Origin of the sequence: Sulfitobacter sp. PM12, assembly GCF_045586035.1 — a bacterium.
GTDB classification, from domain to species: domain Bacteria; phylum Pseudomonadota; class Alphaproteobacteria; order Rhodobacterales; family Rhodobacteraceae; genus Sulfitobacter; species Sulfitobacter pontiacus.
In genome coordinates this window covers 1058360-1071625 of record NZ_CP151529.1, presented here as the reverse complement: position 1 = coordinate 1071625, position 13266 = coordinate 1058360, and the positions used below count along the sequence as shown (strand labels likewise).

At 62.0% G+C, this 13266-nt stretch carries 14 protein-coding genes and 1 tRNA gene; 7 read left to right on the top strand and 8 right to left on the bottom strand.

Features of this window, described 5'->3' with window-relative positions:
* The first annotated feature begins 35 nt into the window (after positions 1-35).
* The 4 genes from AADW22_RS05155 to AADW22_RS05140 are packed head-to-tail and all read left to right on the top strand — an operon-like array spanning position 36 to position 3491.
* Positions 36-1031 (top strand): glycosyltransferase family 4 protein, encoded by a 996-nt coding sequence (locus tag AADW22_RS05155; RefSeq protein ID WP_407474382.1) that lies wholly within the window; start codon positions 36-38, stop codon positions 1029-1031.
* Positions 1028-1609: a histidine phosphatase family protein gene (locus AADW22_RS05150; RefSeq protein ID WP_407474381.1), complete on the top strand. Its 582-nt coding sequence runs from the start codon at positions 1028-1030 to the stop codon at positions 1607-1609. The genes AADW22_RS05155 and AADW22_RS05150 overlap by 4 nt, the downstream gene beginning before the upstream one ends.
* Positions 1606-2745: a glycosyltransferase family protein gene (locus AADW22_RS05145; RefSeq protein ID WP_407474380.1), complete on the top strand. Its 1140-nt coding sequence runs from the start codon at positions 1606-1608 to the stop codon at positions 2743-2745. The genes AADW22_RS05150 and AADW22_RS05145 overlap by 4 nt, the downstream gene beginning before the upstream one ends.
* The gene (locus tag AADW22_RS05140) at positions 2742-3491 is read left to right on the top strand and encodes a polysaccharide deacetylase family protein (protein WP_407474379.1); all 750 of its coding nucleotides are present in this window, start codon (positions 2742-2744) and stop codon (positions 3489-3491) included. The genes AADW22_RS05145 and AADW22_RS05140 overlap by 4 nt, the downstream gene beginning before the upstream one ends.
* 57 nt (positions 3492-3548) lie before the next feature.
* Here the strand turns inward: AADW22_RS05140 and lepA are convergent, their stop codons facing one another.
* Complete coding sequence (gene lepA / locus AADW22_RS05135) at positions 3549-5348, bottom strand: translation elongation factor 4 (RefSeq protein ID WP_037963537.1); 1800 nt, start codon at positions 5346-5348, stop codon at positions 3549-3551.
* Positions 5349-5703: 355 nt separating this feature from the next.
* Here lepA and AADW22_RS05130 point away from each other — a divergent pair, with 355 nt between their 5' ends.
* Positions 5704-6798 carry a porin gene (locus AADW22_RS05130; protein ID WP_132997040.1) on the top strand — a complete coding sequence of 365 codons (1095 nt, stop codon included), beginning with the start codon at positions 5704-5706 and terminating at the stop codon, positions 6796-6798.
* Between the two features lie 156 nt (positions 6799-6954).
* Positions 6955-7314, top strand: a complete 360-nt coding sequence (locus tag AADW22_RS05125) for a hypothetical protein (protein ID WP_107277672.1) — start codon at positions 6955-6957, stop codon at positions 7312-7314.
* A 35-nt stretch (positions 7315-7349) separates the two neighbouring features.
* On the opposite strand, the gene AADW22_RS05120 is transcribed toward AADW22_RS05125, so the two are convergent.
* The 6 genes from AADW22_RS05120 to AADW22_RS05095 form a co-directional block, all read right to left on the bottom strand.
* A complete protein-coding gene (locus tag AADW22_RS05120) occupies positions 7350-7814 on the bottom strand; it encodes a low molecular weight phosphatase family protein (protein ID WP_407474378.1) in 465 nt (154 codons plus the stop codon).
* Positions 7815-8294 carry a UPF0262 family protein gene (locus AADW22_RS05115; protein WP_009826222.1) on the bottom strand — a complete coding sequence of 160 codons (480 nt, stop codon included), beginning with the start codon at positions 8292-8294 and terminating at the stop codon, positions 7815-7817.
* 94 nt (positions 8295-8388) lie between these two features.
* Entirely contained in the window at positions 8389-9690 is a 1302-nt protein-coding gene (hisD, locus tag AADW22_RS05110) for a histidinol dehydrogenase (protein ID WP_407474377.1), read from the bottom strand.
* Positions 9691-9771: 81 nt separating this feature from the next.
* Positions 9772-10242 carry a DUF2948 family protein gene (locus AADW22_RS05105; RefSeq protein ID WP_005851890.1) on the bottom strand — a complete coding sequence of 157 codons (471 nt, stop codon included), beginning with the start codon at positions 10240-10242 and terminating at the stop codon, positions 9772-9774.
* Entirely contained in the window at positions 10239-11510 is a 1272-nt protein-coding gene (gene murA, locus AADW22_RS05100) for a UDP-N-acetylglucosamine 1-carboxyvinyltransferase (protein ID WP_037943535.1), read from the bottom strand. The genes AADW22_RS05105 and murA overlap by 4 nt, the downstream gene beginning before the upstream one ends.
* A 3-nt stretch (positions 11511-11513) precedes the next feature.
* Positions 11514-11714, bottom strand: coding sequence for a hypothetical protein (locus tag AADW22_RS05095; protein ID WP_009826219.1), 201 nt, complete (start codon positions 11712-11714; stop codon positions 11514-11516).
* An 84-nt stretch (positions 11715-11798) separates the two neighbouring features.
* On the opposite strand from AADW22_RS05095, the gene AADW22_RS05090 reads away from it, so the two are divergent.
* Positions 11799-11873: transfer RNA gene (locus AADW22_RS05090), tRNA-Thr, on the top strand.
* A gap of 188 nt (positions 11874-12061) precedes the next feature.
* On the opposite strand, the gene AADW22_RS05085 is transcribed toward AADW22_RS05090, so the two are convergent.
* Positions 12062-13060: a hypothetical protein gene (locus tag AADW22_RS05085; protein WP_005851883.1), complete on the bottom strand. Its 999-nt coding sequence runs from the start codon at positions 13058-13060 to the stop codon at positions 12062-12064.
* Between the last annotated feature and the right edge of the window lie 206 nt (positions 13061-13266).

Here is a 13266-nt window from a genome sequence, read left to right as displayed (position 1 = left end):
TACCCTCGGGTGATCGGGCGATGGCGCGTGGGTTGATGACTGCCCTGCAGCGGGGGGGCGCGACCGTCACAGTCGCCAGCACCCTGCGCAGCCGCGACGGGGCGGGCGACAGCGCGGCGCAGGCCATGCTGTTCAACGCTGCCGAGGCCGAAGTGACCCAAGCCACCGCCCGCGGACGCACCGAAGGCTGGCAGGCGTGGATCACCTATCATAACTATTACAAGGCCCCCGACCTGATCGGCCCCGCGGTCGCCCGCGCCCTTGGTATCCCCTATCTGCTGGTCGAATCCAGCCGTGCGCGCAAACGGCTGACAGGCCCGTGGGCCGGTTTCGCCCAAGCTGCCGAAGCCGCAAGCGACGCGGCGGATGTGATCTTTTACCTCACGCACCGCGATGCCGAAACGCTGCGCCGCGATCAGACCGCGGGGCAGCGGCTGGTGCATCTGCCGCCGTTTCTCGCACAGGACGCTTTGCCTCTGCCGTCCGCGCTGGATGGCCCGATGCTGGCTGTGGGTATGCTGCGCGACGGGGACAAACGCGCCTCGTATCAGATCATCGCGGAGACGCTGGCGCTGCTGCCAGCAAACAGCTGGCGGTTGGATATCGCGGGTGACGGCCCCGCCCGCACCGAGATAGAGACGATGATGACCCCCTTTGGCGACGCGGTTCGTTTTCTTGGGGAGCTTGATGCGACCGCCATGGCCGCCGCCTATCGCCATGCATCGCTGCTGTTCTGGCCCGGGGTGAACGAAGCCTTTGGCCTCGCCTATCTGGAGGCGCAGGCCGCGGGCCTGCCCGTCGTGGCCCAAGACCGCCCCGGCGTGCGCGATGTGCTGGCCCCTGCCTCCTATCCCGCACCGGAAAGCGGCACCGCCCCGCTTGCCGCACAGATCAAAGCGCTGCTGGCGGATACCACCCTACGCCACACACGCGCCCAAGCCGCCCGCGATTTTGTTGCGCAACATCATCTGCTTCCCACTGCCACCGCGACCTTGCTGGCAGGGTTGGAAAGCTGCGGGGTGCGCCCGTGATCCGGCTTGCCCTGCTCCGCCACGGGCACACAAGCTGGAACCGTGCGGGCCGCATTCAAGGGCGCACGGATATCCCGCTGGATGATGACGCCCGCGCCGGTCTGGCGGCGCTGGCATTGCCCGCGCCTTGGGACCGTGCCGATCTTGTGTCGAGCCCCCTGTCCCGCGCCGCTGAAACCGCCCGACTGGTCGCAGACCGCGCGCCGAAAACCGCGCCCGCGCTGATGGAGATGGACTGGGGCAAGTGGGAAGGGCTGCACGGCGTAGACCTTAAGGCAGACCCCGCCAGCGGGTTCCGCGATATCGAGGATTGGGGCTGGGGCTACACCCCACCCGGCGGCGAAAGCCCCGACAGCCTGCGCGAACGGCTGATCCCTTGGGCCAACAGCTTGACGCGCGATACTGTCGCCGTCTGCCATATCGGCGTGATGCGTGTTTTGCTGGCCCATGCGACCGGCTGGGGTTTCGCTGGCCCCGCCCCCTTTCAGATCAAGCGCAACCGCTTATATCTACTGGATATTTCACCCAAGGGCTGGACCGCCCACCCTGATCCCATCCGACTGGAGCCGCGCTTATGAAGGTCAGCATCGTCGTCACACATCTGCTGGGCACCGGCCATCTGGCCCGCGCCTTGACCCTTGGCCGCGCCTATGGGGCGGCGGGGCATGATGTGCAGGTCGTCTCGGGCGGGATGCCCGCACCGCAGTTGAACAGCGACGGCGTTGACATGGTGCAACTGCCGCCGCTGCGCTCTGACGGTGTGGATTTCGCGCGGCTGCTGGATGAACACGGCACGCTTGCCTCTGAAGCGTTGAAGGCCGCGCGGCGCGAGATGCTGATCGCCCACATCCAGACCCGCGCCCCCGATCTGCTGATCACCGAACTGTTCCCCTTTGGGCGCCGCACCCTCAAGGCAGAGTTCCTGGCCCTGCTTGACGCCGCAGATGCCCTGCCCACGCGCCCACTGATCTGCGCATCGGTACGCGATATCCTCGCGCCGCCATCCAAACCCGCCAAGGCGCAGCTGGCCGATGATCTGGTTGCGCAGTATTACGATGCGGTGCTGGTCCATGCGGACGAGGCCGTGACGCCGCTCTCGCTCAGCTGGCCGGTGTCGGACGCGATGCAGGACAAGCTGCGCTATACCGGTTTCGTTGCACCGCCCCCCGCCAGCCCCCATCCCGACCGGCTTGGCGCGGGCGAGATTATCGTCAGCGCAGGGGGCGGCGATGTGGGCGCGCATGTGTTCGACACCTGCCGCGCCGCGGCCGCGCGTGATGCGGGGCGGGTCTGGCGCTTGCTGCTAGGGGGGCAGGATGCGGTCGCACGCAGCGCCGCGCTGATGCAGAATGCCCCCGCGAATGTGGTGATCGAACCGGCGCGCCCCGAATTCCGCCAGATGCTGTATCACGCCGCCGCCTCTGTCTCTTTGTGCGGCTACAATACCGCGCTGGATGTGCTGCAAAGCGGGGTGCGCGCGCTGTTTGTCCCCTTTGACGCCGGCAACGAGGTGGAACAAGGGCTGCGCGCCGATGCGCTGTCCGCGCTACCGGGGATCGAGGTGCTGCGCAGCGCTGATCTGACACCGGACAGGTTGCTATCCGCCTTGGCAACTCTGCACGCCGCCCCGACCCGGCCTGCGCAGACAGACGGGTTTGACGGGGCCGCGAGGACGGTCACCCTGACCGAGGCGATGCGAAAGGGCACGCGATGACCGTGGATTGGACCAATCTTGACGCCGAGCTTGCAATATGGCGCGCAGAGGGATTGCACCTGCCGATCTGGTGGCGCGATGATGATGCCATCGCCCCAACCCCCGCGCTGGATCGCCTTGCCGCACTGGCCGAGGATCTGTCCCTGCCCGTGCATATCGCCGTCATCCCTAGACATGCAGAACCCGCGCTTGCCGCCTATAGCAAGGACCGACCGCTGATCCGCCCGCTGGTGCATGGCTGGCAGCATATCAGCCACGCGCCCGACGGGGCGAAAAAGGCAGAGTTCGGGCACCCGCGCCCGGACGCGGCCCACGAGCTCGCCCAAGCGCTGAACCGGATGCAACAGCTTTTCGGCGACGACCTGCTGCCGATCTTTGTGCCGCCGTGGAACCGGTTGGACGATGGGTTGCTGCCGATGCTGGCAGACGCAGGCTATGTCGGGGTGTCGACCTATCTGCCGCGGAATAACCGGATTGCCGCCCCCGGGTTGGTGCAGATTAACACCCATATCGACCCGATTTTCTGGCGCGGCACCCGCAGCCTTGTCCCGCCGGACACGCTGATTGCGGATATCACCAAACTGCTGCAGGACCGCCGCAAAGGGCTGACTGACCCGCAGGAACCCTTGGGATTTCTGACCCACCACCTGGTGCACGACGAAGATATCTGGGGGTTCACCCACGCTTGTCTGGCGCGGCTGCTGGACGGTGGGGCGGTGCCTGCACAGATGACAAGGCTGCCCTGACCTTTGGTGTCGTTCCAACGAAAAGGGGCGCATGAAGCGCCCCTTTCAACAATCGTCTTAGCTGTCCATCTTCAAGGCAGAGATAAATGCCTCTTGCGGGATGTCGACCTTGCCGAACTGGCGCATTTTCTTCTTACCCGCCTTCTGTTTATCCAACAGTTTGCGTTTCCGCGAGGCGTCGCCGCCGTAGCATTTCGCGGTCACATCCTTGCGCATCGCCGATAGGGTTTCGCGCGCGATCACCTTGCCGCCGATGGCCGCCTGAATAGGGATCTTGAACATGTGACGCGGGATCAGATCTTTAAGCTTTTCAACCATGGCACGGCCGCGCATTTCGGCGCGGTCGCGGTGCACCATAGTGCTGAGCGCATCGACAGGTTCGTCGTTGACCAGAATAGACATCTTGACCAGCGCATCCTGACGGTAGCCGATCATCTGATAGTCGAACGAGGCATAGCCCTTGGTCACCGACTTCAACCGGTCATAGAAGTCGAAAACCACCTCGTTCAACGGCAGATCATAGACAACCATCGCGCGGCTGCCCGCATAGGTCAGGTCCATCTGGATGCCGCGGCGGTCCTGGCACAGCTTAAGCACGTCACCAAGATAGTCATCCGGCACAAGGATCGTCGCCTTGATGCGTGGTTCTTCGATGTGGTCCACGAAGGTCAGGTCGGGCATGTCAGCGGGGTTGTGCAACTGCTCGACCGTGCCGTCTTTCATGTGGATGTCATAGATAACCGACGGCGCGGTGGTGATCAGGTCGATGTCATACTCGCGCTCGATCCGGTCACGAATGACTTCAAGGTGCAGCAGGCCAAGGAAGCCGCAGCGGAAACCGAAACCCAGTGCGGCGGATGTTTCCATCTCGAAGCTGAAAGACGCGTCGTTCAGCGCCAGCTTTTCAATACTGTCGCGCAGGTCTTCGAACTCGGCGGCGTCCACTGGGAACAGACCACAGAACACCACGGGCTGCGCTGGCTTAAAGCCCGGCAGCGGGGTTTCGGTGCCCTTTTTCTCGTGCGTGATTGTATCCCCGACCCGTGTGTCGCGGACCTGTTTGATCGATGCGGTCAGAAACCCGATCTCGCCGGGGTTGAGGCTGTCGATCTCGGTCATGGCGGGACGGAAGACGCCGATACGGTCGACGTGGTGCACCGACCCGTTCTGCATCATGCGGATACGGTCGCCTTTTTTCAGCTGACCATCCATGATCCGCACCAGAACGATGACGCCCAGATAGCTGTCGTACCATGAATCGACCAGCATCGCTTTCAAGGGCGCGTCCTGCGTGCCCTTTGGTGCGGGCAGCTTATGCACGATGGCTTCAAGCGTTTCGACAATGCCCTGACCTGTCTTGGCCGAAACACGGATCGCTTCGGAAGCATCGATCCCGATCACATCCTCGATCTGTTCCGCCACGCGGTCGCAGTCGGACGCAGGCAGGTCGATCTTGTTGAGAACCGGCACGATCTCGTGATCCGCATCAATCGCGTGATACACGTTGGCGAGCGTCTGCGCCTCTACGCCTTGGGTGCTGTCCACGACCAGCAGCGATCCTTCGACCGCGCGCATGGAGCGAGAGACCTCGTAGGCAAAGTCGACGTGACCGGGGGTGTCGATCAGATTGAGGATATATTCCTCGCCGTTCTGGGCGGTGTAGTTGATCCGCACCGTCTGGGCCTTGATCGTGATCCCGCGCTCGCGCTCGATATCCATCGAGTCGAGCATCTGCGCTTTCATATCGCGCAGGGAAACGGTGTTCGTCTCTTGGATCAGGCGATCGGCGAGCGTGGATTTACCATGATCGATGTGCGCGACGATGGAGAAATTGCGGATATGTGAAAGTGGTGTCATGAGGCAAGGATATGGTGCGGATTCAAGCGCTGGTCAATGGGCTGGATCGCCGGTTCCCCTTGATCCTTAGGGCATTTAACGCGCGTCGGCGGATTTACCTGCATTCTGATCGCAAACGTCAAAGGGGGGATGCGATTTTTTCGCGGTCACCTGCCATGCAGAAACCGCATACCGCCGCCAGCACCAATATATCAAGGCGCTTGGCGGTACTGCGCGGTACCGCCCCCTTTAGCAATGTTGCAACACCGGCATTTCGTATGGCTGCCTTATGGTTTTATCCCGCGGGCGGCGGCGTTAGATCGGCCTTCTCAAATGGTCTGCACCCTTGCAGATCGGGCGAATAAGGAATTTTGAGATGAAGATGAAACACTCGCTTGGCACAGTGACCGTTGCAGCCCTTGGTCTGGCGTCGCTTCCCGCGCTGGCACAGGCCCAAGAAGGCCCCGTCTGGGACGTTTACGGCCAACTGAACTTTGGCGTTCTGAGCGTTGACGATGGTGAAGACACAAACACCACGTTTATCGACAACGACAACTCCAACAGCCGCGTTGGTCTGACCATGACCCAAGCGCTGCAAAACGGGTCCGAACTGCGTCTGACCTTCGAAGCAGGCCTTGGCCTGACCGGGTCCTCTGCCATCAATGGCGACGACGACAGCCTGGATTTCGACTACCACCGCACCGAACTGCGCAAACTGGACCTGACATACCGCACGCCAAACGCGGGTATCTTCTCGTTTGGTCAAGGCAGCACGTCGACAGATGGCTCCGCCGAAGCTGACTTCTCGGGCACCGGTGTTGCCGCCTATGTGGGCATCAGCGACATCGCGGGCAGCCAACAACTGCGTTTCGCGGATGGCACCCTGTCGACCGTTACAATCGGGGGCACCAACAGCTCTTTCGACGGCAGCCGCCGTTTCCGCGTGCGCTATGACACACCTGTGTTCAACGGCTTCTCCGCATCGGTTTCCTACGGTCAGGAAGTCCTGAGCTCGGGCGATGACAACGACTACACCGATGTCGGCACACGCTACGTTCAAGACTACGGCGACTATTCGGTCGACGCGCGCTTGGGCTATTCGTTCCGCGACACCAGCAACGATCTGGTCATGGGCTCCGCCGCTGTTCTGCACCAACCAACCGGTCTGAACCTCGCGGTTTCCGCAGGTCGCCGCGTTGCGGGTGACGCAGACTACGCCTACATCAAAGCGGGCATCACCCGTGATTACATCGCGGCGGGTTCGACATCCTTCTCCGTTGATTACTACGACGGGAACGACTTCGTTGTCGCAGGGTCCAGCACCTCTTCCGTGGGTGTCGCCGTTGTTCAGCGCCTCGACGCGTACAACACCGAGCTTTACGCAACACACCGCACCTATGACTTCGACGATCCGTCGGCATCCTATCAGGATCTGGACGTGACCTTCGTTGGTGCGCGCTGGAAGTTCTAAGCAACACAGGCCTTTGCCCGACCTGTTCGGGCAAAGGCATTTCCGTTTTGCGCCCTCAATCGTGAATTGCTCAATCTGCAGTTTTCCGGCATAAATGCCAGCAGCAGTTAGGGCAGCCTCGGGATCAACCCGGCGTCCGAGAGATGAGGCAAAACGATGGTACGACTTTTCACGATGATCTGTGTTGTTGGCACGCTGGCCGCTTGCGGCGGACCACGCGGCTATAACCCCAGCGGCGGCTTTGGCCGGGGCGCTGTCTTGTTCGCCACCGGGCCGATCCACAACGCCTGCATGAAATCGGGGCGCAAACAGGCGAGCGCGGCGCGCTGCGGCTGTATCCAAGCCGTTGCCGACAAAGAGCTTTCTTCGTCAGAACAGCGCCGTGGCGTACGCGTTTTCTCGGACCCTCACAGCCTGCAAGAGGCACGCCAGTCCGACCGCAAAAGCGACAATGATTTCTGGGCTGTATGGAAAGCCTATGGCCAGACAGCATCGACCCTATGCAGCGCCACCTAAGACCGTGACACCGGCGGCAGGGGCACGCCCCTGCCCTAGTTCTGTGTCCGCGAAGGCGGGCCGAAACGGTCAATCAGACGGTCTTTGATCTGATCACGGGCGGCGCGGTATTGCGCGATCTTGGCATCGCGCGTTTCCCCCAGCCCTGTCGGGTCCAGGATCGGCCAATATTCCACGGTCAGATGATAGAACCGCGTCAGTTCCAGCGCGCGGCGTTGGCTGGCGGGGCTCAGCGCGATGATCAGATCGAAAGAGCTTAGATCATCGCCCCAGTTCTCCATCTCGTCGAAACTGCGGGACCGGTGGCGGGATAATTCCACGTCCAGCTCTTGGCACACCGCGATAGAGAAACCGTCGATTTCCAGATCGTTCATCACGCCGACGGATTGCACATAGGTGCCCGTGCCGTAGAACTTTTTCATCAACCCTTCGGCCATAGGCGACCGCACCGCGTTGTGATCGCAGCAAAACAGCACCGATTGGGGCAGTTTCTGGGTCATCTAGCCGCCGTAGTGCAGAACGCAGATGAGGGTGAACAGGCGGCGGGCCGTATCTGTATCGATCTCGGCCTTGCCTTCAAGCCGCTCTTGCAACACCCGAGACCCTTCGTTGTGAATCCCGCGCCGTGCCATATCGATGGTCTCTATCTGCGAGGGGGCGGATTTCTTGACCGCCTCGAAATAGGATTCGCAAATCTGGAAATAGTCTTTGACAACCTGCCGGAACGGCCCCAGCGACAGATGGAATTCCGCCGCCTTTTCAGCGCTTTCGGTGTTCACATCAAACACCAGCCGTTTGTCACGGATCGACAGGCCCAGATGGTACGGCCCTTGTGGCACCGGGCGATCATCGCGCGACGGCAGGGTAAAAACATTGTCCTCCAGCAGATCAAACATGGCGACCTTGCGCTCTTGCTCTATCTCGGGCGTGGGCGGGGGCAGGTTCGCGTCGTCAAGCGCGATATGCGTGATCCGGGACATGGGGACGTCTCATTTAGTGTCTATCCCGCCGACCTTAGACCGGGCGGCGGGGTTCTACAATTGACATCGGCGGGCCGGGCAAAGGGCCGTTGCGTCAGTCGTTCAGTTTGCGCAGCCTTGCGGTGACCGACAGACCGTGCGCCTCAAGGCTTTCGGATCGCGCCAGACGTTCCGCCGACGGGCCGATCGCGCGCAGCGCGTCCGGCGTCATCCGTGCCAGTGTCGTGCGCTTCATAAAGTCCAGCACCGACAGCCCGCTGGAAAACCGCGCAGAGCGCGCCGTGGGCAGCACGTGGTTCGGCCCACCGACGTAATCGCCAATCGCCTCGGGCGTCCATTGACCAAGGAAGATCGCCCCCGCGTGGGTGATCTGCGCGCTCAGCGCATCCACATCCGCGACGCAAAGTTCAAGGTGTTCAGGTGCGATACGGTTGCTCAGCTTGGCGGCTGTCGCCAGATCCGGCACGGTAATGATCGCCCCGTTCTCGCGCCAGCTGGTGCCCGCAATCGCGCGCCGTTCCAGCGTTTCCAGCCGCGCATCCACAGCATCCGACACCGCGCGGCCAAACGCCTTGTCCGTGGTGATCAGGATCGATTGGGCGCTTTCGTCGTGTTCGGCCTGGCTTAGCAGATCAAGGGCGATCCAGTCAGCATCGTTGTCCCCATCCGCGATTACCAGAATTTCGGATGGGCCCGCGATCATGTCGATGCCCACCTTGCCAAACACCCGCCGTTTCGCGGCAGCGACATAGGCATTGCCGGGGCCGGTGATCTTGTCGACGGGGGGGATCGTGTCGGTGCCATAGGCCAGTGCGGCCACCGCCTGCGCCCCACCGATGCGGTAAATCTCATCGACGCCCGCCAGCCGCGCGGCCAGCAACACCAGCGGGTTCAGCACCCCGTCCGGCGTGGGCACGACCATCGCAAGCCGCTCAACCCCCGCGACCTTGGCCGGGATCGCGTTCATCAAGACAGAGGAAGGATAGCTTGCCAGACCACCGGGCACATAAAGCCCTGCGGCGGATACCGCGCTCCACCGCCAGCCAAGCGTGGCACCGGCGTCGTCCTGCCACTGCGCATCCTCGGGCAGCTGCCGTTCGTGATAGGCACGGATACGCGCCGCGGCGAGTTCAAGCGCTGTGCGATCCGCGTCCGAGACTTCGGCAACCGCGGCGTCAACTTCAGCAGCGGTGATGCGCAGGGTGTCGGGGGTCAGCGCGATGCGGTCGAACTTCTGGGTCAGCTCGATCACAGCGGCATCGCCCTTGGACCGCACCTGCGCGATGATCTTGGCCACCGTGTCGTCCACGTCGGGGCTGTCTTCACGTTTGGCAGAGAGCAGCGCGGTGAACGCCTGTTCGAAATCGGGCTGATCGAAGTCTAGGAATTGGGGCATCGGATGTCCTTTGCAACGTGCAATGGGCTTTGAAGGGATGCCACGCGGGCGACCCGCACGGCACAGAATGTGGAAGAACGCTTATGCCGGATGTTCCGGCAGCTTGCGCGACGGGGCCACATAGGGGCGCGTCACGTCCTTCAAGGTCACATCCAGCGCTTCGACCGTCAGCCGGATCACGCCGTCCCCCGCGAGGGTCAGCAGCACGTCGCCCGAGGGCGCATCGGTTTCGGTGAACTCGATCTGCAACAGCGACAGGATGGTATCCGCATCCCCCTTGTTCACGCCTTGGCTGGACACGCGCTGCACGTTGCTGAACATCAAGATTGTTTGCACGCGTTCCGGGGCGTGGCGCGATTTGCCCGCGTCTTCCCACCGCACGCGGTTCAGCAGCAGGGCAAAGCGCCCTTCTTTTTGCAGCCAGCGCATTTCCGATCCCGGAAACACAGCATCCTGCGCAAGCGAGGAGATCACCTTGAGGTCATCGGCATCCAGCGCGCCGAGGTTCAGCGGGGCTTCGCGCCCGTCTTCGAAACGTGCATCTTCGGTCATTGGTCTTTGATCCGTTCAATATTTGCGCCCACGCCGCGCAGTTTCGCCACCACATGTTCGTACCCGCGATCCAGATGGTAGACACGGCTGACGCGCGTTTCGCCTTCGGCGGCCATACCGGCAAGGATCAGGGAAATCGATGCGCGCAGATCGGTCGCCATCACCGGCGCACCTTTCAGCTTTTTGACGCCGTGCACCGTCGCGGTGCCGCCGTGGACCTCGATATCGGCCCCCATGCGGATCAGCTCGGGCGCGTGCATAAAGCGGTTCTCGAAGATTTTCTCTTCCAGCACCGAGGTACCGTCCGCCGTACACAGCAGCGCCATCATCTGGGCTTGCAGGTCGGTGGGGAAACCGGGGAAAGGTTCAGTCGTGACATTCACCGCGTTGATCACGCCATTGCGCCGCGCGACTTTCAGACCTTTGTCCGTCTCGGTCACGTCGATCCCTGCCGCGTCAAGCTTTTCGCAGAAAGCCGACAGCAGGTCGATGCGCCCGCCCAGCAATTCAACCTCGCCACCGCACATCGCAGGGGCGAGCATATAGGTGCCCAGTTCGATCCGGTCGGTCACAACACGGTGGGTCGCCCCATGCAGGCGGTCAACGCCCTGAATCTCGATCCGGCTGGTGCCGTCGCCTTCGATCTGCGCGCCCATAGCACGCAAACAATCCGCGAGATCCACGATCTCGGGCTCGCGCGCGGCGTTGTTGATCACCGTCGTGCCCTTGGCCAAGGTCGCGGCCATCATGATGTTCTCGGTCGCGCCGACAGAGGCAAAGGGGAAGTCGATGACCGCACCTTTCAAGGCCCCGCCTTGCGCCTTGGCGTGCAGATAACCGTCACGCAAGTCGATCTCTGCGCCCATCAGGGCCAGACCATCGGTGTGAATATCCATCGGACGCGCACCAATCGCGCAGCCGCCCGGCAGTGATACCTGCGCGTGCCCTTCGCGGGCCAGCAGCGGCCCTAGCACAAGGTTCGACGCGCGCATCTTGCGCACGATGTCATATTCGGCGCGCGTGTTGATCTCGCCATGGCAGGACATCGCCAGAACCTGACCGTCCTGCATCGATGTCACCTCTGCCCCAAGGGACCGCAGCAATTCGGTCATGGTGCGGATGTCGGACAGGCGTGGCGCGTTGGTCAGCGTCAGCGGCTCTTCGGACAGCAGGGTCGCGGGCATAAGCGTCAGACAGGCGTTCTTGGCCCCCGCAATCGGAATTTGTCCCGACAGCGCACCGCCGCCTTTGACCACAATCGAATCCATCCTTCAGCCTTCCTTGGTTTGGCCGGTCGGCCCGTTATCTGTCTGCGCGTTATTATTTTGCGTGTCGTCGCTTTGGCTTTTGTCGCTGCGCGCACGCGCTTGCGCCTTGCGTCGGCCCATATTGGCTTTCAGCGCGGCTTTCAGCCTGTCTTCCCGCAATACATTGGGTTTTGGCGGCTTTTGTGGGGCGGTATCCTTTGACATGTCGATTGTCTAGCGCAGCGGACCGATATGGTCCAGATTACGCTTGCACCATATTGCGAATGGGTCTAATCACCCGCCCACAGTGCTGGAGTAGCTCAGTGGTAGAGCGCGTCATTGGTAATGACGAGGTCGGGAGTTCAATCCTCCCCTTCAGCACCAGATCCCCCCTTTAAACATATCGCTTTGCCCTGATGCCTTATTTATCTGGCGTTGCGGTTTTGGCATGTGCCATGGATGCGCCTGAAGTCGTCGCAGCGTCCCCTGCCCCGAAACATCCCGAATCACGATGGCAGAAGAAAACCCCGACCGCTTGCGCCGCCGGGGTTTTGATTTTCACGTGAAGCAATTTAGCCGCGATATGTCAGACCGGCAAACAGACGGCCCTGATCGCGGTGGCGGCCCCCATGGACCGACCCTGCAACGGATGCCACACCGGCAATCAGCGACGCGGCGGCCAGTACAAAGGCGGTCAGGATACCGGCGTTACGTGCGGTTTGCGCAGCTTCAACCGCTGCTTCTTTCGCCTCTGCTGCGGCCTGTTCAGCCTCGGCCTTGGCAGCGGCTACAGCGTCTTCGACTTCCTGACGTGCTTCTTGCGCTTGGGTCACGATCTGATCCACACGCTCTTTCGCCTGGGCCTGGGTCAGATCGGTGCGTGCAGCAACAGCGCCGGCAAGATAGGTCCGGTCTTCCTCGCTGACCTCACCCGTGCGGTAGATATTCGCGACGATGCTGGCGGTCTGCTCTGCCAATTGCTCGGGATCGGCTGTCAGCGGGTCGACCTGATTGGGGCGCAAAAGCTGGTTCGACAGGTAATCTGTCGGATCATTCTTGGCCTCATCCGGGATTGCAGCACCCGCCGCATCGGCCAGTCCGGAGGCAGCACCTCCCACGGCAGAGCCCGCAGCTTCGACGACCGTACCAGCCGCTTTGCCCGCACCCGCTGCGACATTGCCCGCGGTATTGGCTGCAAAGCTCAGCGCGCTGGATAGCATCACGGCGGTGATCACAGAGCCGAGGCCCCAAACAACCAGACCGTTGATCCCGTCACGTGCAGTGACTTCATCATCCGTAGCGCTTTCGACGCGGCGGCGCATGCGGCCCGCGATATAACCACCGGCCAGATAGGAGGCGACGAGCGTGATCACCATCCACAGCGCGGTCAGCACCAGTTCAAGCGTCGATGAATTGTCAGTTCCGTCCAGCGTGATCGACGACAGGCCAAGTGCCGCGCCGAAGGTGGTCAGCAAAAGGCCGATCGCCACAGCGACAACAGTGCCCGCGAAAATTGCGGGCCAGTCGACATAGGATCCATCGGCAGTTTTTTCAGTAAGTGTCGTGTTCATGTAAATGCCTCCCCGGCGTTTGATTACGCCAAGCCGACCAGCGACAGCACCGCCATAACCACGACCACAAGACCAACGAGATAAATGATACCGCCCATTTTGAATACTTCCTCTTTGCGTGCCAGACGCGGGATGCACTGGCTTCACAAAGGCAACGTCAGGGAACCGGCATAGTTCCGCTGACCGCGCAAATTACCCGCATTGCG